Source organism: Allomuricauda ruestringensis DSM 13258, assembly GCF_000224085.1.
Lineage (GTDB): Bacteria > Bacteroidota > Bacteroidia > Flavobacteriales > Flavobacteriaceae > Flagellimonas > Flagellimonas ruestringensis.
This window is the reverse complement of the sequence record NC_015945.1, coordinates 643,595-668,204: the sequence shown is the minus strand read 5'-3', so window position 1 is coordinate 668,204 and position 24,610 is coordinate 643,595. Positions and strand designations below refer to the sequence as shown.

The window sequence follows — 24,610 nt, the reverse complement described above, 5'->3', positions numbered from 1 at the left end:
ATGAAAAATATAACGAACAAAGTGATTTCACTTAAAGTAAAATTATTGACACTCCTTGTCGGCCTAGTACTGCTGCCGATAGGATGTACCGATTTGGAAGAGGAAGTGTACTCGGAAGTAACCGAGTCTTCGTTCACGCCATCCGAGTCGGATATAATTTCGGTAATGGCCTCGGCCTACACACCCATGCGTTTTGTAATGGGGTGGCAGGGATACTTTGATCTACAGGAAGAGCCTGGTGATATGTTTGTAACCCCAACAAGACCCAACGGATGGGATGATGGAGGTACCTACAAAAGAATGCATTTCCATGAATGGACAGAGACCCAATGGCAGCCAAGAAACACATGGATTACCTGTTTTAATGGAATCAATAGTGCCAATAGGGTAATACTTCAGATAGAATCGGGAGAACTTCCCGTTAGTGAGGAGCAAGCAGCATCCATCGTTGCCGAAATGAGGGCGTTGAGGGCCCTATACTATTCCATGTTGGTGGACACCCACGGAAATGTACCAATTATTGCAAGCTATAGCGATGAACTTCCGGTACAGAGCGAACGTGCCGAGGTATATAACTTTATAGTATCTGAATTGACCGAGGTTATACCCAGTTTAACAGAAACCGTTGATCAATCTACCTATGGTCGTATGACCAAGTGGGCAGCTTATCACGTATTGGCAAGGGTATATCTCAATGCTGAGGTGTACACCGGAACCCCGCAATGGAGCAAGGTTATAGAAGCTTGTAACGAAATCATCAACAGCACTGCATTTGAATTGTCACCTAGTTATTCAGACATTTTCAAAACAGAAAATGAAACTAATCCAGAAATGGTGTTTGCCATACCCTACGATCAAATTTTTGCAGGACAATGGAACGCACACATGAAAATGCTTTTGCCCGATCACCGACTGGTTTTTGATATGCAGGCCCAACCATGGGGAGGATCTAGCTGTAACCCACAATTTATAGATAGTTATAATCCAAACGACAACCGTTTGGAAGATACTTGGTTGATGGGGGACCAATTGAACGCGTCGGATGGTAGTGTGGTAATGACCTTGAGAAAAGAAATGCCAAGTATTTATGATTGTGATTTTACCGATGGTTTCCGATGTGGAAAATATGAGATAGAATCAGGAGCAACAGGAGGACTCAGTGTAGATTTTCCTTTCTTACGATATACCGATGTACTCATGATGAAGGCCGAAGCTCTCCTTAGAACCAATAAGAGCGATGAAGCAGCAGCCATTGTGACCGAAGTACGTATGCGTTCCTTTGAGGACCCTGCCCAAGCAACAGTTACCGGAGCTGAATTGGAAGGTGACACCACAGTAGAGTACGGTACTTTGGCCGAAGATGGAACCATTGATGATCCAGGAGATCAATCAGCGGTGCCCTACGGTCGTTTTTTGGATGAATTGGGTTGGGAATTTGCCGCAGAGGCAAGAAGAAGATCCGATATGATCCGATTTGGTGTGTACCAGACAAAAAACTGGTATAACCACACACCGCAAGGAGAACATACAACATTGTTTCCAATAGGTTTGGAAGAATTGAATACCAATACCAATCTAAGCCAGAATCCTGGATATTAAATTAAAAATACGATTCAAACATATTCTTATTTAGTGATTATTTGAGTTTGTAGTTTAGTGAAAAAGCGGATGGGTCACCATCCGCTTTTATATTTTAATGGGTTGTGTAAATTTCATGAAGAAAGAAATCCACGCTCTTTTTCCTTATGGGATAAGGGACAAATTAAAACTGGGACCGAAATTGTGTGGGGGAACAACCCTTCAATTCTTTAAATTTTCTATTAAAATTCGCAATATTGTTGAAACCACATTGATCGGAAATCATGGAAATGGCAAGTTCTGGGTTGTTTAAAATAAGCTTGCAGGCATTTTCTATCCGTATCTCGATCAAGAATTGGAAAAAAGTCTTGTTCGTTCGCTTCTTAAAATACCTACAAAAAGCATTTTTGCTCATATTGGCTACATCTGCCACCTCATCAAGGTTAATGGGCTCGTGAAACCTGTCCATGGCATATTTGAACACATCGTTCATCCGTTTTCCTTCATCATCAGAGAACGACTTTCTATATACAAAGGAAGACAAGGGTTCAGTTTCTGATTGCATTATATGGCTGATTATGATCAAAAGCGTGGCAATTTGCTCCACTTTGTTCTGCGTCTTTAATTTGTTGAACTCTTCAATAATGATTTCTGTATTGGAAATCACTCGCATTCCAAGCTCCGATTTTTTAAAAAACTCTTTAGTTGACGAAAGGTCTGTAATACGAAAGAATTCCTTGCCAAAAGAATTAATGTCAAAAAACAAGGTGTACATAAGCGATTTTGGTGATGCGGAGACATCACTTTTAAAGGCATGGGGCACATACCCTCCAATAACCAAGATATCCCCTTCCCTGTAATCACTAATAGAGTCGCCCACAATCAAAGACCCGGAACCTTTGGCAATATAACTTATCTGAATTTCTGCATGTTGATGAAGCTGGTCATAAAAAACCCGTTCCCGGTCTATTTGGTAGACCAAGGCTTCATCTTTGGGTTTGGGTATTTTGAATGGGAGAACTTTCATTTTTTATACAAATATCATTAAAAAATCGTCCTTGGTCAATAATTTGGGTCAATATAGTATCACAACGAGCTAATAAATAGACCGATTCTTGGCTTGTTGTATTTTATTTTTGTAATCAAAATACTAAGCATTATGATACATTGGGAAGGCGTTATGCCTGCTGTAACAACGAAATTTACAAGTGAGGACGAATTGGACCTTGCCATGTTTGAAAAAAATATTAGGGCTCAAGTTGAAGCTGGAGTACACGGAATCATTTTGGGTGGCACTCTGGGTGAAGCAAGCACTTTGGCCAAAGAGGAAAAAGAAACCTTGATCAAGACCGCCTTGGAAATTGTAGGTCATAAGGTTCCTGTAATTATCAATATTGCAGAGCAGAGTACCAAAGAAGCCATAGCCGTGGCACAAAATGCAGAAAAATTGGGCGCTAAAGGACTTATGGTGTTGCCTCCCATGCGTTATAAGGCAACCGATCATGAAACAGTAGTGTATTTCAAGGCCATAGCAAACAGCACATCGCTTCCCATAATGATCTATAATAACCCGGTGGATTATAAAATTGAGGTAACTTTGGACATGATGGAGGAGTTATTGGAATGTGGGAATGTTCAGGCCATCAAGGAATCCACAAGGGACATCACAAATGTGATTCGATTGAAGAACCGCTTCGGTGACCGCTTAAAGGTCTTTACGGGAGTGGATACACTGGGCTTGGAAAGTTTGGTGATAGGAGCGGACGGATGGGTGGCCGGGCTGGTCTGTGCATATCCGGCAGAGACCGTTGCCATCTACGAATTGGTAAAAGCTGGCAAAATCAACAAAGCCCTGGAAATATACCGATGGTTCATGCCTTTGTTGGAGTTGGACATAAGCCCGCAATTGGTGCAGAACATCAAATTGGCCGAAGTGGCTACCGGAATAGGGACCGAACATGTCAGGGCACCAAGATTGCCCTTGCAAGGAAAAGAAAGGGAAAGAGTGATCAAGGTTATCGACGATGCCATGAAAAACAGACCAGTACTCCCGGAATATAAAAACCTAAAAAGTGAAGTATGATTACAGGAAAAAACTGTATAGCAGGAGATTTTAGCGCTAAGGGAAACGTTGAATTCAAAACAATGGATCCCAAACTGAACATTGAAAACCCAACAACTTTTGTGGAGGCCACAAAAGAAGAAATTGAAGAGGCTGCTATCTCGGCATGGAATGCCTTTAAAGTTTATCGAAAAGTATCAGGCAAGCAAAGAGCAGCTTTCTTGAATGCCATTGCCGATGAAATTTTGGCGCTGGACCAAGAGTTGGTAGATATGTACGTTACAGAGTCCGGGCTTCCCGAAGGAAGGGCAAAGGGAGAAAGAGGACGTACAATGAACCAGTTAAGGTCCTTTGCTGAACTAGTTGCCAATGACGATTGGAGGGAAAACACCTTTGATGCAGCCCAACCGGATAGGAAACCATTGCCAAAAGATGATTTGAGAAAAACGATGATTCCCTTGGGGCCAGTGGCCGTATTCGGAGCCAGTAATTTTCCATTGGCCTATTCCACTGCAGGAGGCGATACAGCTAGTGCTTTAGCGGCAGGTTGCCCCGTAATTGTTAAATCGCACCCCATGCATGCCGGAACTTCGGAATTGGTGGCCTCTGCCATTGTAAAGGCTGCAGAGAAAACCGGAATGCCAAAAGGAGTGTTCTCCAGTATCAATGGAGGTATTCAGGCAGGAGTAGACCTAGTAAATCATCCCAAGATAAAAGCGGTTGGTTTTACAGGAAGCATCACAGGAGGAAGAGCGCTGTTTGATATTGCTGCAAAAAGAGAAGAGCCTATTCCCGTATTTGCGGAAATGGGAAGTGTCAACCCGGTTATCATCACTCCCAGTGCCCTTTCCAAAAGGGGGAATGAAATTGCCAAGACCTATGCAGGATCCATTACCTTGGGAACAGGTCAATTCTGTACCAATCCAGGTTTGTTGTTGACCGTAAAAAGCGAAAACACCCAAGATTTTGTCAAAGAATTGGCAAAAGAGACCATTGCTTTGGACCCTCAGTGCATGTTGCACCCCAACATTAAAAGCGGATATGAGAAAAAAGGTGCCGATGTAACTTCACAATCGGGAGTAGAAGTTGTTGGTAAGGTAGAAGGGGAATTGGAGCCCAATTATGCAGCTTCAGTGGTTGCAACAGTATCGGGCACCGAATTTTTGGCCAATCCCAAACTGCACCAAGAGGTTTTCGGACCTTTTTCCATGGTGGTCCAATGCAAGGATGAAGCAGAGCTTTTGCAAATCATAGAAGGACTGGAAGGACAGCTGACTGGAACCCTTATTGCGGAAGAAAGTGATTCCCTTGACTTGATGGAAATGGTGGACGCCCTTCAAAACCGAGTAGGTAGAATTATTTACAATGGTGTTCCCACAGGAGTGGAAGTTTGTCCGTCCATGCAACATGGTGGGCCATATCCTGCATCTACGGATTCCCGTTTTACTGCCGTGGGTACACACGCCATTAAAAGATGGGTAAGGCCTGTAAGCTATCAGTCTTTCCCCAAAAATCTGTTGCCCGACCACCTAAAGGGGTAAGGTATACAGGCAGTGATTTATAAAAAAAATGTGTCAGTTTTAAAGACAACGAGTGGCAAGAAAAACTTTTTTTTGTGTTGATGCCCATACCTGTGGGAATCCGGTAAGGGTTGTGGCAGGGGGCGGCCCCAATTTAGTGGGGGCCAACATGAGTGAAAAAAGACAGCATTTCCTAAAGGAATTTGACTGGATTAGAAAAGGGTTAATGTTTGAGCCCCGGGGACATGATATGATGAGTGGGAGCATTTTGCTCCCACCTCATGAACCCGAAAATGATTTTGCCATTCTCTTCATCGAGACTTCTGGTTGTTTGCCCATGTGCGGACACGGGACCATCGGAACCATTACCGTGGCCATTGAAGAGGGCTTAATTGTTCCCAAAACACCCGGAAAAATCAGAATGGAAGCTCCTGCGGGATTAGTGGAAATTGAATACCAGCAAACTGGAAAGAAGGTGGATTGGGTCCGATTGGTCAATGTAAAATCCTATCTGGCCGCCGAAAATTTGACGGTGGAATGCCCGGAACTGGGTGAGATTACTTTTGATGTCGCCTACGGGGGAAATTATTATGCCATTGTGGACCCTCAGGAAAACTTTAAGGGCGTGCATAATTTTACGGCAGGCCAGATTATACATTACTCCCAAGTAGTACGAAAACGAATCAATGAAAAATACCCTGACATGTTTGTGCATCCAGAGGATAGCACCATTAGGGATGTAAGCCACATGCTCTGGACAGGAGACCCAATCGACCCAACATCTTCAGGAAGAAATGCCGTTTTTTATGGGGACAAGGCCATAGACCGTTCCCCATGTGGTACGGGAACCTCTGCTCGCATGGCCCAATTGTACGCCAAAGGAAAATTGAAATCAAGTGAACCTTTTATTCATGAAAGCTTTATTGGAAGCAAGTTTGTTGGAAGGATTGAGAAAGAAACAACATTGGGGGACAAAAAAGCTATTGTGCCCAGCATCCAAGGATGGGCCCAAGTTACCGGGTACAATAACATCATCATAGATGATGACGACCCTTATGCCCATGGGTTCCAAGTATTGTAAATAGATTTTTCCAAAATGAAGAAAGTGATTGTTGTAGGGGGAGGAATCTCCGGCCTTTGTAGTGCTTACTATTTGGTAAAGGAAGGGTATGATGTTACAATATTGGACCAAACCGATATGACCAGTGGAGCCTCCTTTATTAATGCAGGATATATCACTCCGAGCCATTTTATTCCATTGGCCGCACCGGGAATCATTACCCAAGGGCTTAAATGGATGCTCAACAGTTCCAGTCCTTTCTATATAAAACCCAGATGGGACATGGAGTTTTTCAAATGGGCCCTGCTTTTTAAAAAATCTGCAACAGCATCCAAGGTCAAAAAAGCACTTCCGGTACTCAAGGAACTCAACCTGAAGAGCAGAAGTTTGTACGAAGAGCTGTTGGCTTCCCACGATTTTGATTTTCATTACAAAAGAAAAGGGGTGCTGATGGCTTATTGTACCGATAAAGCAGAACATGAAGAGCGGGAAGTCGCCGAACAGGCCATAAGGGAAGGACTTGAGGTTTCCATACTTTCCAAGGAAAAGCTGCAAGAAATCCAACCGGTACTTTCAGATGAGGTAAAAGGAGCGGTACATTACCAATGTGATGCCCACATGACCCCGAACCACTTTATGCAGCAACTAAAGGAATGGCTGCAAGCACATGGAGTGCAATTTAAGTTGGGTGAAAAGGTTGAGGGTTTTACCGTAAAGGAGGAAAAAATAGTATCCTTAAAAACTCAGGACTCCATTTTTGAGGCCGATGAATTTGTTTTGGCCAGTGGTAGCTGGACCTCAAAACTGGCTTCTTCATTAGGATTGAAGATCCCTATTCAAGGTGGAAAAGGGTACAGCATGGATGTGAACAGGCCTACGGGCATTACGTTACCCACTATTTTGGTAGATGCCAGAATGGCTATAACCCCTATGGATGGTTTTACCCGTTTTGCGGGAACCATGGAGTTTTCTGGTAACAACAATACTATCAAAAAAGAAAGGGTTGAAGCCTTGGCGAAGGCCGTTAAGGCCCACTATCGGGATATAGAAATACAGGCTGACGAGTTAAACAAGGCCACATCGGGGCTCAGGCCTGTGTCCCCTGATGGCTTGCCTTATATTGGCAAAACCTCTAAATACCAAAATTTGACCATTGCCGCAGGTCATGCCATGATGGGTTGGAGCTTGGGACCTGTGACCGGAAAGTTAGTAGCGCAGGAAATAGCCAAGGAGAAAACCATGGTAAACCTCGAACTCTTTTCACCGGACAGGTTCAAATAACCAAATCCACAATATCAATACGACATTACTATAAACTTGCATCTTTTTGTGCTTAAAGTGATGTTAAGGATAATATAGTATAAGTATGTGATAATTTGGATTGATGAACAACGGGAGATTATCTCTAGTTTTAGACTTATTTAAACTATGGAATCTTTTGTCAAAAAAATAAGTGTATTTTTTATACTTGTTTCGGTAAGCACATCATTTGCCCAAGGAACTTTAGCGGAATATAAAAAGGCGATAGCCTTGGATTCCCTGTTTCGGGACAAGGTCACAAACTCACCCTCAACTTTTCATTGGCTTGAAAACAATCTGCTGTGGTATGTCAACAATACTGCTGAGGGAAAAGAGTATCTTCGGGTTGATCCCATCAAGAAAACGCAAGCAAAATGTTTCGATCATACGGCCTTGGCCAAATTACTTTCTGAAGAATTTGATAAGGATGTCGATTCGAAGAACATGGAAATTAGTGCATTGGAGTTTGATGCAGATTTGTCCGAGTTGAAATTCATTTTTGACAAGGCAAAGGTTTCCTATCGTCCCAATGACAACAAATTGACGGTAATTGAGGAAAATATAGAGGATAGAGATAGAAACCGAGGTTATTGGGGCAGCAGATTTGATGAGAAGGGCAATCCGCCCGTGGTTTCTCCGGATTCCACTATGACAGCATTCATCAAAAACAACAACTTATACATTAAGGACAACAAGACCGAGGAGGAAACCCAGTTGAGCTATGACGGCGCTCCCGGGTTTTTTTATTCCACCTACATCAAATGGTCTCCCGATGGCAAAAAGATTATGGCGTACAAGGTGCGTCCGGGAGACGACCGTAAAATTTACTTTGTGGAATCCAGCCCAGAAGATCAATTCCAGCCCAAGTTAAAATCCAGGGATTATTTGAAGCCCGGGGATGAACTTCCCTTCAAAAGCCCACAGTTGTTTTTGGTGGATGCCAAAAAACACATCCAAATCTCCACGGACGAATTCAGCCACCAATTTGGGCTGAACAATATAGATTGGAGGGATGACAGCCGCGCATTTAGCTTCGAATATAATCAACGGGGACACCAAGCATACAAGGTGATCGAGGTGGATGCCACTACTGGAAATGTAAAAGTGTTGGTGAATGAGACAAGCAAGACCTTCATCGACTACAGTAGTAAAAAATATCGATACGATGTGGCCGACGGTAAGGAAATTATATGGACTTCCGAGCGGGACGGCTGGAACCACATATACCTTTATGACGGGGAAACAGGACAGGTGAAAAAACAACTCACCAAAGGTGAGTGGGTCGTGCGCAAGGTCATTCATGTGGATGAGGAAAACAGGGAAGTGTATTTCACCGCGAGTGGGCTTGACAAGAATCAGGATCCATACTTTTTGCACTACTTCAAAGTTGGTTTTGATGGAAATAACCTTACCCGTTTCACCAAGGAAAATGGTAACCACGAGGTCACATTTTCCGAGGATTATTCATATTATATAGATCAATTTTCTCGGGTCGATGCACCGCCAGTCACACTTTTGAAGTCGTCGAAAAATGGCAAGACCATCATGCAGTTGCAAAAGGCAGACCATTCTGCTTTATTGAAGGAAGGATGGATTGCACCCGAAGTGTTTACTGCAAAGGGCAGGGATGGCGTTACCGATATCTGGGGCATCATCATCAGACCAACCTCTTTCGACCCCAACAAGACATACCCGGTCATTGAATATATTTATGCTGGACCCCACAGTTCCTTTGTTCCCAAGGATTTCAGGGCCTACAATTGGTCCATGTCCTCCTTGGCCGAATTGGGTTTTATTGTGGTTCAGATAGATGGGATGGGTACTTCAAACCGTTCAAAGGCTTTTCATGATGTATGTTGGCAGAATTTAAAAGATGGTGGTTTTCCAGACCGGAAGATATGGATCAAGGAAGCGGCAAAAAAATACCCCTACATAGATGCCGACAAAGTGGGGATTTTCGGAACTTCGGCTGGAGGGCAGAACGCAGCGGCCGCCTTGGTCTTCAATTCGGATTTTTATGATGTGGCGGTCTCCTCATGTGGGTGCCACGACAATAGGATGGACAAGATCTGGTGGAACGAACAGTTCATGGGCTATCCCATTGGGCCACATTATGCGGCCAGTTCCAATGTGGAAAATGCGGGCCAAATGAGCGGCAATTTGATGCTCATCTTGGGAGAAGTGGACGACAATGTCGATCCCGCAAGCACCATGCAGTTTGCCAATGCCCTGATCAAGGCCAACAAGGATTTTGAACTGGTCACCATACCCGGTATGGGTCATTCTTCAGGAGGGGAATTCGGTGAACGGAAGCGCAAGGACTTTTTTGTAAAACACTTGATGGGTGTTGACCCGCCCTCATGGCAAGAAATCTACGAATAGATAATTTAAATACACATAGAACCAAAGGTTAGTATAAATATTGGAGAAAAGATTTATTATGAAGTTAAGTAAGTTGTTCGTTGGTACGATTTTGTTTTTTACTGCTTGGTGTACAAGTTTTGTCCAAGCACAGAGTGGCAATCAGATTTTGGATGGAATCGGTGAGACCGCAATGATTGCCCGGTACATTTTTGATGGCGATGCCAAGGATTGGTCACGGAACAACTTGCATGGGAGAATTCACGGCCCCAATGTCAGGTTTACCGAGGATGAGAAGTTTGGGAAGGTACTTGTTTTGCCAGGGGATGGCGAGTCTTATGTTTCAATTCCCGGTGAATCTCTGGAAGGAGAAGAATCCCTGAGCATTATTGCTTGGATGAATCTTCAATCTACAGCATTGGGCCAGCGGTTGTTTGATTTTGGCAAGGACGACAGAACGCATCTTTTTATAGCACCATCGGGCATTGATGAAAAAGAAGGTTTTCAGGCCGTCATTATCAAAGATGGCGAGAAAGCATACGAGGCAAATTCACCTGAAGCAAAAATGGAGACTGGCCAATGGGTACATGTTGCCGTGGTTTTGGATATTCCCTCAAAATCCATGATGACCTACATCAACGGGGAGCAAGTAGGAAAAGCGGAGAATATGGAAATGGAACTGGGACAATTGTTCACCCATGAAAATCAACTTTACATTGGAAAGTCGATAGCATCCGGTGATACCTACCTCAAAGCCAAGGTCCATGATTTTAGATTGTACCGGACTCCTTTGAGCGAAAAACAGATTGCCCGGATCCACTATATTGCCCTTCGTGGGGGAGATAGCATGGCACAAAGGGAAAAACCAGAGAACGATCTACCAAAGTTCCCTCCAAATACCCCTCAATTGTATAATGAATATCTAACAGGAGTATCCGATATAGAGGTCGAAACCGAAATGGGCTTTTTACCAAGATTGCCCCGCTATGTCCAAGGTACGTACCGCAATGGGATTGAAGGTCCAAAAGTAAGGGTGCTTTGGCCATCCCCAACGGACAATTCTGAAGTTTCAAAACCTGGAAATTATGTAGTCACAGGTCAGGTTTCCGGTACGGATTTTCAACCAAAGGCCAGAGTTACAGTAAAAGCAAGCAAGGAATCGGGTACACCAAGCCTCAAATTGGATGTTTTCGGGTTGGACCAAGTGTCACTCAATGCCGATGCTCACGGCCAGCAAACAAAATTTATTGAAAATCGTGACAAATTCATAAATACCTTGGTGCAGACCAATCCGGATTCCTTTCTCTATATGTTCCGCAATGCCTTTGGTCAAGAACAGCCCGAAGGAGCAAAACCATTGGGAGTTTGGGACAGCCAAGAAACCAAATTACGGGGACACGCCACGGGACACTATCTAACGGCCATTGCACAGGCTTATGCCAGTACAGGCTATGACAAGGCATTGCAGGCCAACTTTGCGGACAAAATGAATTACATGGTGGATGTACTATACCAACTCTCCCAGATGTCAGGGCAGTCTGCCAAAGCTGGAGGAGAGCATGTCGCCGACCCGACGGCCGTACCACCCGGCCCTGGTAAGTCAACCTATGATTCCGATTTAAGCGAAAATGGTATCCGTACCGATTACTGGAACTGGGGAGAAGGGTTTATCAGTGCTTACCCACCAGACCAGTTCATTATGTTGGAAAATGGGGCCACGTATGGCACACAACCCACACAGGTTTGGGCGCCTTATTACACCTTGCACAAAATTTTGGCCGGGTTAATGGATATTTATGAGGTCAGTGGAAATGAGAAAGCACTTGAGATTGCCAAAGGAATGGGCGATTGGGTATATGCCCGATTGAGCCAACTACCTACCGATACCCTAATTAGCATGTGGAACACTTATATTGCAGGTGAGTTTGGGGGTATGAACGAGGCCATGGCCCGTTTGGATAGAATCACCGATGAACCCCGTTACCTCAAAGTGGCCCAATTGTTCGATAATATCAAAATGTTTTTTGGTGATGCAGAACATTCGCATGGATTGGCCAGAAATGTGGACTCCTTCCGTGGATTGCACGCCAATCAGCACATTCCCCAAATTGTGGGAGCGTTGGAAATATATCGCGATTCGGAATCCCCTGAATATTACCAAGTGGCCGACAATTTCTGGTACAAAGCCAAAAATGATTACATGTATAGCATAGGCGGGGTTGCCGGAGCAAGGAATCCCACGAACGCGGAATGCTTTATCGCCCAACCAGCTACATTGTACGAAAATGGGTTTTCATCAGGAGGACAAAATGAAACCTGTGCCACATACAACATGCTAAAATTGACCAAAAATCTATTCCTTTTTGATCAACGTACCGAATTGATGGACTACTATGAACGAGGGTTGTACAATCATATCCTTGCTTCTGTGGCAGAGGACAGTCCGGCCAATACCTATCATGTGCCATTGAGACCAGGTTCTGTGAAAAGATTCGGAAATTCTGATATGACCGGGTTTACCTGTTGCAACGGTACCGCTTTGGAGAGCAGTACTAAACTCCAGAATTCCATTTACTTCAAAAGTCAGGATAACAGTACACTTTACGTAAACCTCTTCGTTCCTTCCACATTGAAATGGGCAGAAAAAGATATCACTGTTGAGCAAAAAACCGCTTTTCCGAAGGAGGACAACACGCAATTGACCATAAAGGGCAAGGGAAAATTCGATCTCAACATACGGGTACCACAATGGGCGACCAAAGGGTTCTTTGTGAAGATAAACGGCAAGGAGGAAAAAGTAGAGGCCAAGCCAGGTACGTATCTTACCCTAAGTCGCAAATGGAAAGATGGTGATGTTATTGATTTGAAAATGCCGTTCCAATTTCATTTGGATCCAGTGATGGACCAACAGAACATCGCAAGCCTTTTTTACGGCCCTGTATTGTTGGTGGCGCAGGAACCCGAACCACGAAATGAATGGCGCAAGATAACCTTAGATGCTGAGGATATTGGGAAAACCATTCAAGGAGACTCCAAAACATTGGAATTTACCATTGACGGAACGGTTTTTAAACCGTTCTACGAAACCTACGGTCGCCATTCGGTTTATTTGGATGTTACATTGAAATAATTTTTATAATCAAAACATTGAATGCCCCTAAACTATCATTCCGATCAAGGGCAGGAATCTCTTCGATGGCAAAAGGTTCTTCACTCTTCTTGGTCTCGTTCAAAATGACAGCCAAGTACAGAAAAATGGTGCCTGGCATTCAAAAAACCAATCACTACCTTTAGGTAGTAAAGGATAAAAACTAAACATAAGCAATATGGGTTTAAAAAAAACAGGAATCATAATCGTGGCCATGGTGGGCTCCTTCGCAACGGCGCAGACCAGCAAATTGGCCGACCTCGTTACCGAGTTTGAAGCAGATAACTGGGCGTTGAACCGAACATACATAGTTGATGAATCCGAAGAATATTACCAGCGTTTCTCTACATTTTATTCCGACTGGAAGAAGAAAATGGCAGGGATTGACTTTGGTTCCTTATCGCAGCAAGGGAAAGTGGACTACGTTCTTTTGAAAAATTTGATGACCAAGGGCGAGTATTTTTTAAACCAAGATTACAATGCTTTCAAGGAAGTTGATGAAGTAAGCCATTTTGCCAAGGATATTTTTCCGTTTATGCAAGAGCGACGTAGGGGCAAAAAGCCAGATGCCAAAAAATTGGCACAGCTATTTCAAAATGCCACCAAAACCATTGATTCGGAAATAGAATCATGGAAAACCAAGCCCTTTAAAGATTGGCAAACGGCAGACAAAGCTTCCAGTGTGGTGCTTTCGCTGCAAAAAGGCTTGGAAGAGGCATACAATTTTTACTATGGTTACGACCCGGATTTTACGTGGTGGGTGGAAAAACCTTATGAAAAACTCAACGAAAAGTTGACCGCTTATGCCGAATTCTTAAAAAACAACTATTCACAGAACAGTGTCAAGGATGATGGCAGCGGTATTGTAGGTAAACCGATCGGTGAGGACGCGTTGAATGAAAGCCTATCCATGGCATTCATTCCCTACACTCCGGCCGAGCTCATAAAAACTGCCGAAGAACAATTTGAATGGTGCAAAAACGAGATGATAAAGGCATCTCGCGAATTGGGGTATGGCGATGACTGGAAAAAGGCCTTGGAACATGTAAAAAACACCTACGTTCCCGCTGGCGAACAACCACAGGCCATCATGGACCTTTATTCACATTCTGTGGAGTTTATTGAAGAAAGAGATTTGATTACCTTGCCGGATTTGGCCAAGGAAACCTGGGGCATGAAAATGATGAGCCCAGAAAGACAAAAGGTCAATCCGTTCTTTTTGGGAGGAAGGGACATCATCATTTCCTACCCCACCATGGAAATGGACCATAACGACAAGTTGATGAGCATGCGGGGCAACAATCCGAATTTCTCATTTCCCACGGTACAGCACGAATTGTTGCCGGGCCACAACCTACAATATTTCATGACCAGTCGTCATAAAAGTTACCGTAGACCTTTTTCCACCCCTTTTTGGACAGAAGGATGGGCCCTCTATTGGGAAATTAACCTGTGGAACAAGGATTTTCCCCAAACACCAGAGCAAAAACTCGGTATGCTGTTTTGGAGGATCCACAGATGTGCACGGATTATTTTCTCGCTTAAGTTTCATTTAGGTGAGATGACCCCACAGGAATGTATCGATCTGTTGGTGGATGAAGTGGGTCACGAGTATGCCAATGCCGAAGCAGAGGTGAGACGCTCCTTTACAACCAATTACCCACCATTGTACCAACTGGCCTACATGATGGGCGGACTGCAATTTTATGCGCTCCGGAACGAAATGTTGGAAAAGGGCTGGACAGAGAAACAATTTCACGATCGGGTGATGCAAGAAGGAAGAATGCCCGTGGAGCTCCTTCGCAGTCTTTTGCAAGACCTGCCGCTCAACAAAAACTATAAAACCAAGTGGAAGTTCTCCACAGCGTTCCAATAGGAACATACAGATTATTTTAGAGATAAGGGAGGTGTCAATGTACATTTCCCTCAAAAACCAAACTAGCACGAAAATGAAGCATATAAAGTATTGGATGGTATCGACATTTTGTTTTGTGGCCCTATCAACAGTGGAAGCACAGCAAACGTATTGGAGCAAGGTCGAGAAAAGGGAATCTACCTTGGGTATTGCCGATGTCTATCAAAAATTCAACACCCCCGACTTTCAATTGAAATTGGTCAAGGCATCCCAAACAATTGCAGCCCTTCACCCAAATAGTGAGCCTTATTTTGATTTTACGCCCGGGGAACGGCTAGAAATCAGGGACAAGGACAGTCTCTACCATTTGGGCGATATCAATCTTAGGATAAAGGATCCCAATGGTATATGGAAAAATTATTCCACCGCTACCAGCCGTGCAGCTGTAAAGCCTTTGGAGGTCAGTGGAAATATCCTTGCAGCCGCCAATTTGGCCAATACCTTGCCCAATGACATTCCGGTTTCAGTAAAACGGTATTACGAGCTGGACAACGATCAATTGGTGATGCGTTTTGAAATCACCAACAAACAAAATACTTCCGTAGAAATTGGAGCATTGGGCCTTCCCATGGTATTCAACAACATTCTGGAAGGTAAATCTTTGGTAGAGACCCATGCCCAAAACGTGTTCTTTGATCCCTATATTGGAAAAGATGCCGGCTATCTGGAGGTGAAAAGATTGAGCGGAGGAGGTCCAGCACTATTGGTATTGCCCAAGGAGAACATGGCTTTTGAGGCGTACAGACCTTTGTTGGATGACCCGACACCGAAGAGTATCGTTTTTGAAGGATTTCACGAGTGGATGGCCCATAGCAAGGCCTACGCAGAAAAAGAATGGAAAGGAGTGGAACAGTGGAACAAGCCCACATCGCTTACCCTTGAACCCAAGGAAACAAAAAGCTTTTCTTTGAAATTCGTCCTTTCCGAAGGCATTAAAAATATTCAAGAAACCTTGGTGAAGGAAGAACATCCGGTGGCGGTTGGGGTTCCCGGTTATGTGTTGCCCCAAGATGTCAACGCCCAATTGTTCATCCATTACAAAAGTGATATTGCTGCTTTGGAAGTAGAGCCAAAAGGCGCCCTGGATGTTAAAGAAGAAGACACTACGCCATCAGGAAAGAAAAAATATAGTGTCCAAGGAAAAAAATGGGGCAGGGCAAGGCTCACGGTCACTTATGAGGATGGCGTGGAGCAAACCATCAACTATAAAATCATTAAGCCGGAAACAGAGGTCATCAAGGATTTTGGACATTTTTTGACTACGGAACAGTGGTTCGATGGCCCTAACGACCCTTTTGGACGTAATCCATCGGCCATCAGTTATGATTATGAGAAAAAAGAACAGGTGGTGCAAGATGGAAGGGTTTGGATCAGTGGATTGAGTGATGAGGGCGGGGCCGGAAGTTGGTTGGCCGCCGTTGTGAAGCAGTTGGTGCAACCTGACAAAGAAGAAATCAAAAAACTGCAAGCGTTTGTCGATGAAACCCTTTGGGGAGGCATCCAGTATAACGAAGGACCTCAAAAATATGGGGTAAAAAAGAGCATATTTTACTACGAGCCCGATTCCCTGCCCAAGGGAACGTACAGTGACAAGATTAATTACAATACTTGGGCCGCATGGGACCACAAACATGCCAACGACCCTGGAAGATCGTACAATTATCCCCACGTGGCAGCGGCCTATTGGGTCATGTACCGTTTGTCCCGTTATCATCAGGGATTGGTGGACAACCATCCTTGGGATTGGTATTTGGAAAATGCCTACCATACCAGTGTTGCCATGGTGGAACAAGCACCCTATTATGCTCAATTTGGGCAGATGGAAGGTTCCGTGTTCCTCTTTGTTTTGGAAGATTTGAAAAATGAAGGGCTTACAGAAATGGCCACCGATCTGGAAGAACGAATGAAGCAAAGAGCAGATCATTGGCGAGCATTGGATTATCCTTTTGGCAGTGAAATGCCCTGGGATTCCACAGGACAGGAAGAAGTGTACGTGTGGTCCGATTACTTCGGATATGACCGAAAAGCAATGGTTACCCTTAGAGCTATTTTGGCCTATATGCCCACTATGCCACACTGGGGCTATAATGGCAATGCCAGAAGGTATTGGGACTTTTTGTATGGTGGAAAAGCGGGAGAGACCTCACGGGTCGAACGTCAAATCCATCATTATGGATCATCTTTGAATGCCATTCCCGTGCTGAGCCACTTCAGAAAGAAACCTGATAATCTCTATCTATTGAAAGTAGGTTATGGGGGGCTTTTGGGAGGAATTTCCAACATTACCCAAGATGGATTTGGCCCGGCAGCGTTCCATTCGTACCCTTCCGCGCTCAAAATTGACGGGATTTCAGGGGATTATGGTTCTGGGTTCTACGGATATGCTGTGAACACGTCTTCCTACCTTGTCAAGGATGAGGATATGGGGTGGTTGGCCTTCGGGGGCAACTTGTCCCAAAAAGGGGATGTGGTGGAAGTGGAACTTACCACGGCCGCAAAATCAAAAGTTTTCATAGCACCTAAAAAGTTATGGTTGACCTTGGATGCAGGTTCGTTTAAAAAAGTGGCTTATAATGATAAAACGGGCGAACTGAATCTTACTTTGGGTAGCAAAACAGCACATACCCCTTATGCCTATTTGCGTGTGGATGGAAGCGATGCTGAACTTCCTTTCAAAAAGGTGAGGGGAGCATACCAAATTGAGTTGGGTAAGAACGAAACGGAGATTAAGCTACAATAACAAAGTTGCGATACAAGGTGTGACATGAGGCAAAGGTTGTGGAACATATTTTTACTGTTGCTGGTTTTTGGAAGTGTTTTTGGCCAAGAACGTATGGGACAGCTGTCCATTGAAAATGTGAACCCGATTCTTCCCGGATATTTTGCCGACCCGACCATCAAAAAGTTTGGTGATACGTATTACATCTACGCCACCACCGATAATGAAATGTTGGCCTCTGGGGTTCCTACGGTTTGGTATAGCAAGGATTTCAAGCATTGGTACAATTATACCATGGAGGTTCCCTCCTTGGAGTCCGTGAATCTTAGGAATTTTTGGGCACCGGATATCATTGAAGGTAATGATGGCAAATATTATCTCTATTTTGGTAATTGTCAGGCAGGGTGCAATATATATGGATATGTGTCCGATACTCCCGTAGGTCCTTGGGAAAAATTAAACGAAGATGATACCCCGGTGATTGCCCATAACTATCCAAGAAAGGGATTCCCGTCCCTTGATGCACAATTTTTTAAGGATGATGATGGTAGGATCTATGCCTATTGGGGCACATGGGTGCACTACAATGGCGGATATGCCGTGGGTGAGTTGGATTCAGGCGGTATGGCAACAATCAAAAAACCGAAGAACATTCCTTTGGAAGAGACCCCACAGCCCTTTGAAGCCGCCTACATGATAAAAAAAGGGGACAAATATATTTTTATGTATTCCGGAGGTTCCTGTCACGATGAAACCTACAATGTGAGATATTCTTATTCTGATAGTCCTTACGGTCCTTTCATTCCGGGGCAAAATAATCCTATACTAAGCACCAATAAAGATGGAACCGTACATGGTCCCGGACATCATTCAGTTTTGGAAGAAAACGGGCGTTACTACATAGTCTATCACAAACATGATTACCCCATGACAAGGGGAGGTCTGTCGCGCCAAGTTTGTGTGGACGAAATGGTTTTTGAAAATGACTCCACCCTAAAAAAAGTGCTTCAGGGAAGCAAGAGCCTCCAAAAGTTGGTGAAATCCGACGCTCAAAAAAATTTGGCATTGGGAACTAAGACAACAACCTCTTCTTTTTATCATTTGCAGTCTCTTCAATACGATTATGAGTATAAACCCTCTTTTGCTACGGATAATCACAACGCTACGATGTGGAAAGCCGGAGACAACTCTTTTCCGCAGCATTTGACCTTGGATTTAGGAAAAGAGACCCAAATCAAAAGAGTGATGACCCAATTTGAGTTTGCCGGGTACTACTACCAATACAAACTGGAACATTCCACGGACGGGAAGAACTGGAAACATTTTGCTGACCGCTCCGATAACAAGATACCAGGAAGCCCCATGATCGATGATAATGATGTCAAGGCCCGCTATTTGAAACTTACCGTCTTGGATACGGAAAAAACAGGTCAATATGCAGCCGTATGGAACATCAAGGTTTTTGGTTCTTTGTTTGAAATTCCTTTGTCATTGCAAAGCAAACCATCAAAAGAAGGCTCTGGAGCAAAAAGTTTAAATAGGGAATTGGTAGCTATTGACGCCATGGATGTTCCACAAAATGGAGACTTTATTGATTTGCCCAATAAAGGAGACATTGGTGGAAACTTTGAAAAGGATGGCGAAGTGAGCGTAAACGAAGATAAGGAAGGAGTAAAAGCATTTAATTTCACCAAAGGCGCTCTTGTTCTGGACAGGCCTGTTCCCAAAAGCTTGGAATGGAACGGGGCTTTTACTATGGCCACTTGGGTCAAAAATCCGCAAATAGCCAAAGAGGATGAGTGTTTGGTTTCTTGGTGCGACCGCTTTAAATATAATCTGGCCAATTCCTACAATGCTTTGCATTTTAACAGTGGCAACTATGGAGCTGCAGCACATTTGGATGGCCATTTTGATATGAAATACAACAATCTTCCACCAGCAAATGAATGGCACCATATTGTGCTGACATTTGATGGGGTAGTGGAAAAAGTATATGTGGATGGGGAGTTGGACAATTCCCAAAACATGACCTTGGCCTCACAGATTGATGATGCCAAAATCAGGATAGGCGCCTCGGATGTGGGCGAGAACTATTCCGGCTATATGGCATCCATGCAGATGTATGATTATGCGCTGACCGAAAGTGAAATCAAAAAGCTGATGCAAGCAACAATGCCATCAGATGGTAAAAAGTAGCAGAACTGCTTTTGACGATGATTACAGTTTGAAACTGAATCCGTCTTCCTCGACTTTCTTTTCGTATTTCTCCTTGTCAAAAACATACAGATAGGCACCCTTGCGCGAGACGGTCATGTCCTTTTCGTCCAATTTCACCAGTACGTCCAAAGAATTGATCTTGTTGATGAAGTTGCGTTTGTCCAGTTTTTTGTCCAAAATGGACTCATATAGATTTTGAAGCTGTCGCATGGTGAACTTTTCGGGGAGCAGTTCAAAACCTATGGGCATGGTCATGGCCCTACGCTGTAATCTTGAAATGGCCTTCCGGATCATTTCATTATGGTCAAAAATCAGCTCAGGAGCTTCATCAAGGTCGAACCAACGGGCAGAATCGATTTGAATCCCGTCGAACTGATGGGAATCCACATCGATCAGGGCAAAATATGCCACCGAAATGGTGCGTTGCCCAGGGTCTCGGTCCACTTTACTGTAGGTGTAGAGCTGTTCCATGTAAATATCGCTCAATCCGGTGAGGGTGTTAAGCACCCGTATCGCAGCTTGGTCAAGATTTTCATTTTTTTTCAAAAACCCACCGATCAGGGACCATTTTCCCTTTTCAGGTTCAAAATTCCGTTTGATCAGCAAAATTTTCAGGTTGGTTTTGTCGAAACCAAAAATAATGCAGTCCACAGCCAAAAGGACTTGGTCTTCTTTTTGATAGAAATTGAGTTGTGTGTTGATGTCTTTGGTCAATTTCGCTTCTTTGGGTATTTCCATAGGTTCTAAATTCCTAAAACTAATTTTTTTTGACAAATATCCAGTACGCAAATGGCTCCAAAATCTCTTTTGGACCATTCAAAATTCACAATAAAAAATAATTGCTCAACACTTAGGGATATTTAAAATACATAAAATCAGTTGATTGTCTTTTAAATTTTAATTGTGTAAATTAAACACATAAAAATTGTAATTTAATTTTTTTTAACGCAAAAACTTTTGTTATATTTATAAATGTAAAAACAACACTTAAAAAAAAGTGACCTTCAATAGTTGATTGAGTCGACTTGTTTGGGTTGGTTTAAGTTTAGTAATTTATAGTTAAGGCCATGGTTGGTTTATGGTCTTTTTTTGATTTTTTGTAAAACCGTAATTCAGTTTTTTATGAAATATTTTGCCTTACTTTTTTGCTTGATTTTCTCAATGCAATTGTTCGCACAACAATCGGTTGTGGTTCAAATTACAGAAGATTCCAATTCGCCACAAATCAGCAAACAGATTTATGGCCATTTTGCCGAACATCTGGGACGTTGCATTTATGAAGGGCTTTATGTTGGGGAGGAAAACAAAATCATTCCCAATACCGATGGAGTCCGAAACGATATTATCGAGGCGCTCAAGGAACTCAATATCCCTAATTTAAGGTGGCCTGGAGGTTGTTTTGCCGATACCTACCACTGGAAAGATGGGGTAGGGCCCAAAGAAGATAGACCTACCATTGTGAACCGATGGTGGGGCGGAACCACAGAGGACAACAGCTTTGGGACCCATAACTTTTTGAACCTTTGTGAAGAATTGGGAGCGGAACCCTACCTCTCTGCAAATGTGGGCAGTGGCACTGTGCAGGAGTTGATAGACTGGGTGCAGTACACCAACCATGATGGAATCAGTCCCATGGCCGACTGGCGCCGTGAAAATGGTCGTGAAAAACCATGGAAGGTAAAATATTGGGGCGTGGGCAACGAAACCTGGGGCTGTGGCGGGAACATGACAGCTGAATATTATGCCGATATCTATCGACAATATGCCACCTTTATGCCAGGTTGGTCCGGAGATACAGAAGTTTACAGAATTGCATCCGGTGCATCGGAAGATGATTATCACTGGACGGAAACCCTGATGAAAAATGTGCCGCACCATTTGATGGAAGCCGTGGCCCTTCATGATTATGCAGTCATTGATTGGTCCAACAAGGGGCCATCCGTTAATTTTGATGATGAGGTCTACTTCAAATCGATGGAGCAGGCGTTGAAAATGGAAGAGTACGTCACCAAACACATCGAGATTATGGACAAGTACGATCCCGAAGGGAAAGTGGACCTTTTTGTGGACGAGTGGGGAGGCTGGTACGATGCCGAACCCGAGGTAAAAAACGGGGTGCTGTACCAACAGAACACCATCCGCGATGTGATGATCGCAGGAACAGTGCTCAATACGTTCAACAACCACGCCCGAAGGGTGAAAATGGCCAATCTGGCCCAAATGGTCAATGTGTTGCAGGCCGTGATTCTCACCGATGAGGAAAAAATGATCAAAACCCCTACCTATCATGTCATGCACATGTACAAAGTGCACCAAGATGCACGGCTGTTGCCATCCAAAATTGATAAAAACATAACATTCAGGGGACTTCCGGCCCTATCCGTATCCGCATCAAAGGACGAAACGGGAAAGGTTCATATCTCCTTGGTGAACATAGATCCTGAAAACGAAATGCCCGTAGAACTGGATATTTCCGGTCTGGAAATCAAAAGCATCAATGGGCAGGTTTTGACATCGGATAAGTTACAGGACTATAATTCCTTTGATGACCCCGAAAAAGTGACGCCAAAGGAATTCAAGGGAGCCAAATTGAAAAAAGGAAAAATATCGCTTACCGTTCCCGCACACTCGCTTATTGTTTTACAAGGAAAATAGCAACAAATGAAAAAAACATTATTGGCAATGACCAGTCTGCTGGTGTTGACAACATCATGTAAAGAGCAACCGGAAAAACAACAAGATAGCGAAGACATGGCCCATGCGGCATCCGGGTATCCCATTGAGCCCATAAACATAAAAAATGTAAAGGTACACGATGATTTTTGGCTGCCCATCATTGAAAGGGTACAGGAAAAAACCATTGAATATGCCATAGAAAAATGCAGGGAAGAGGGTAGGTTCGATAACTTTTTGATTGCTGGGGGCCAGATGGAAGGCTCGGTTAAAGGAGCCATGCCCTTTGATGATACGGATGTGTATAAGGTTATAGAGGGAGCTTCCAATTCACTGATCAGCGCACCAAACCCCAAATTGGAAAAATTGCTGGATTCCTTGGTGGCCATCATAAAAGTGGGACAGGAAAACGATGGTTACCTTACTACCTGGCGGACCATAGACCCTGCAACCCCCCCGGCAAGTTGGGTAGAGGTAGACAAGGGCGAGCGTTGGGAATCTTTGGATATGAGCCATGAACTCTATAATGCGGGACATTTGTTCGAAGCTGCCGTAGTGCATTACAAGGCTACTGGGAAGCGGAATTTTTTGGACATCGCTATAAAAAATGCGGACCTTATGGTTCAGACCTTCGGTGAGGGGGAAGGTAAAATTGCCGCTGTGCCGGGACACCAGATTATTGAAACAGGCTTGATAAAACTCTATCAAACCACGGGCAAGAAAGAATATTTCGACTTGGCCAAATACTTTTTGGACCATAGGGGAAAGTCGGAACACCACCAACTTTTTGGTGATTATTCCCAGGACCATGTGCCCGTGACCGAACAAGACGAGGTTGTGGGGCATGCCGTGAGGGCAGTGTACATGTATGCTGGGATGACGGACATAGCCGCCATTGAAAAAGACACGGCATATTTGAAAGCGGTAAATGCCCTTTGGGACAATATGGTGAACAAGAAAATGTATATCACAGGCGGAATCGGGGCGAAGCACGAAGGAGAGGCTTTTGGCGAGAATTACGAATTGCCCAACCTTACCGCCTATAACGAAACTTGTGCGGCCATTGGCGATGTGTATTGGAACCACAGATTGCACAACCTGACAGGTGATGTAAAGTATTTTGACGTGATTGAGAGGACCTTGTACAACGGGTTGATTTCTGGGCTTTCTCTGGATGGACAAAAATTCTTTTACCCCAATGCCCTGGAATCCGATGGGGTGTATAAATTCAATCAAGGGGCCTGTACAAGAAAGGACTGGTTCGATTGTTCCTGTTGCCCCACCAACGTCATACGATTTCTTCCTGCTATGCCCGGTTTGATTTATTCCAAAACGGATGATACCATTTATGTAAACCTATACGCAGCGAACGGTGCCACGGTCAATCTTAAAGATCGTGCCGTAAAACTATCGCAGGAAACCAAATATCCTTGGGATGGTAAAGTAAAACTGATGGTAGATCCTACCGAAAAAGGCAAGTTTACCATAAAGTTCAGGGTTCCTGGATGGGCTAGAAACAAGGTGTTGCCCGGTAATCTTTACCAATATGCCACAGTCATCAATAAAAAAAATAAGATAAGTCTGAACGGAGAGGAACTCGATCTTCAAGCTGGGGATGGTTATTTTACCATTGCGAAGGAGTGGGAGAAAGGAGATGTGGTCGAACTGGAATTCCCAATGGAAGTAAGAAAAGTGGAAGCCAATCAACTGGTGGAGGAAAACAAGGATAAAATGTCCTTGGAATATGGCCCAATGGTTTATGCTGTGGAAGAGATTGACAACAAGGACAACTTTGAAAAAATAGCCCTGTCCACTGATGATGAATTTCAAATCAATATGCAGCCTGATCTATTGGGCGGGGTAAACACCATTTCCAATGAAGATTTGACCGCTATACCCTATTATACGTGGTCCAATAGGGGAATCGGGAAAATGAAGGTATGGTTGCCCGCAAAAAAGGCAGAAGGCAATACGGATTGACAGTATTTGAATAATGGATAAAAAATTACTTGTTCTCGATACATTTTTATGGCATTCTTTTCAAAAATAGACCAAAGA

Annotated in this window: 14 protein-coding genes; 12 read left to right on the top strand and 2 right to left on the bottom strand. The window is 43.8% G+C overall.

The features are described 5' to 3' along the window. Positions 1 to 1,599 carry a RagB/SusD family nutrient uptake outer membrane protein gene (locus MURRU_RS03025; RefSeq protein WP_014031946.1) on the top strand — a complete coding sequence of 533 codons (1,599 nt, stop codon included), beginning with the start codon at positions 1 to 3 and terminating at the stop codon, positions 1,597 to 1,599. Between the two features lie 163 nt (positions 1,600 to 1,762). On the opposite strand, the gene MURRU_RS03020 is transcribed toward MURRU_RS03025, so the two are convergent. Beyond that, complete coding sequence (locus MURRU_RS03020) at positions 1,763 to 2,605, bottom strand: AraC family transcriptional regulator (RefSeq protein WP_014031945.1); 843 nt, start codon at positions 2,603 to 2,605, stop codon at positions 1,763 to 1,765. 132 nt (positions 2,606 to 2,737) lie between these two features. Between MURRU_RS03020 and MURRU_RS03015 the strand changes: the two genes are divergently transcribed. The 9 genes from MURRU_RS03015 (at position 2,738) to MURRU_RS02975 (ending at position 19,858) form a co-directional block, all read left to right on the top strand. Beyond that, on the top strand, positions 2,738 to 3,661 hold the full coding sequence (locus MURRU_RS03015; RefSeq protein ID WP_014031944.1) for a dihydrodipicolinate synthase family protein: 924 nt from the start codon (positions 2,738 to 2,740) through the stop codon (positions 3,659 to 3,661). Further along, complete coding sequence (locus tag MURRU_RS03010) at positions 3,658 to 5,181, top strand: aldehyde dehydrogenase (NADP(+)) (RefSeq protein ID WP_014031943.1); 1,524 nt, start codon at positions 3,658 to 3,660, stop codon at positions 5,179 to 5,181. Before MURRU_RS03015 ends, MURRU_RS03010 begins: the two co-directional genes overlap by 4 nt. A gap of 52 nt (positions 5,182 to 5,233) precedes the next feature. Then, positions 5,234 to 6,241, top strand: a complete 1,008-nt coding sequence (locus tag MURRU_RS03005) for a 4-hydroxyproline epimerase (RefSeq protein WP_014031942.1) — start codon at positions 5,234 to 5,236, stop codon at positions 6,239 to 6,241. 15 nt (positions 6,242 to 6,256) lie between these two features. Continuing rightward, complete coding sequence (locus MURRU_RS03000; protein WP_014031941.1) at positions 6,257 to 7,501, top strand: NAD(P)/FAD-dependent oxidoreductase; 1,245 nt, start codon at positions 6,257 to 6,259, stop codon at positions 7,499 to 7,501. A 147-nt stretch (positions 7,502 to 7,648) separates the two neighbouring features. Further along, entirely contained in the window at positions 7,649 to 9,901 is a 2,253-nt protein-coding gene (locus tag MURRU_RS02995; protein ID WP_014031940.1) for a S9 family peptidase, read from the top strand. 58 nt (positions 9,902 to 9,959) lie between these two features. Beyond that, positions 9,960 to 13,010: a beta-L-arabinofuranosidase domain-containing protein gene (locus tag MURRU_RS02990; protein ID WP_041801266.1), complete on the top strand. Its 3,051-nt coding sequence runs from the start codon at positions 9,960 to 9,962 to the stop codon at positions 13,008 to 13,010. A gap of 196 nt (positions 13,011 to 13,206) precedes the next feature. Next, positions 13,207 to 14,904 carry a DUF885 family protein gene (locus MURRU_RS02985; protein ID WP_014031938.1) on the top strand — a complete coding sequence of 566 codons (1,698 nt, stop codon included), beginning with the start codon at positions 13,207 to 13,209 and terminating at the stop codon, positions 14,902 to 14,904. Between the two features lie 73 nt (positions 14,905 to 14,977). Continuing rightward, positions 14,978 to 17,683, top strand: a complete 2,706-nt coding sequence (locus MURRU_RS02980; RefSeq protein ID WP_041801757.1) for a DUF5695 domain-containing protein — start codon at positions 14,978 to 14,980, stop codon at positions 17,681 to 17,683. A gap of 24 nt (positions 17,684 to 17,707) precedes the next feature. Beyond that, the gene (locus MURRU_RS02975) at positions 17,708 to 19,858 is read left to right on the top strand and encodes a family 43 glycosylhydrolase (RefSeq protein ID WP_014031936.1); all 2,151 of its coding nucleotides are present in this window, start codon (positions 17,708 to 17,710) and stop codon (positions 19,856 to 19,858) included. 21 nt (positions 19,859 to 19,879) lie between these two features. Here MURRU_RS02975 and MURRU_RS02970 read toward each other — a convergent pair whose 3' ends face one another. Beyond that, a complete protein-coding gene (locus MURRU_RS02970) occupies positions 19,880 to 20,617 on the bottom strand; it encodes an NUDIX hydrolase (protein WP_014031935.1) in 738 nt (245 codons plus the stop codon). A 384-nt stretch (positions 20,618 to 21,001) separates the two neighbouring features. Here MURRU_RS02970 and MURRU_RS02965 point away from each other — a divergent pair, with 384 nt between their 5' ends. Both MURRU_RS02965 and MURRU_RS02960 read left to right on the top strand, forming a co-directional pair. Continuing rightward, entirely contained in the window at positions 21,002 to 22,534 is a 1,533-nt protein-coding gene (locus tag MURRU_RS02965) for an alpha-N-arabinofuranosidase (protein WP_014031934.1), read from the top strand. Between the two features lie 6 nt (positions 22,535 to 22,540). Further along, entirely contained in the window at positions 22,541 to 24,532 is a 1,992-nt protein-coding gene (locus MURRU_RS02960; RefSeq protein ID WP_041801264.1) for a glycoside hydrolase family 127 protein, read from the top strand. Positions 24,533 to 24,610: the final 78 nt, after the last annotated feature.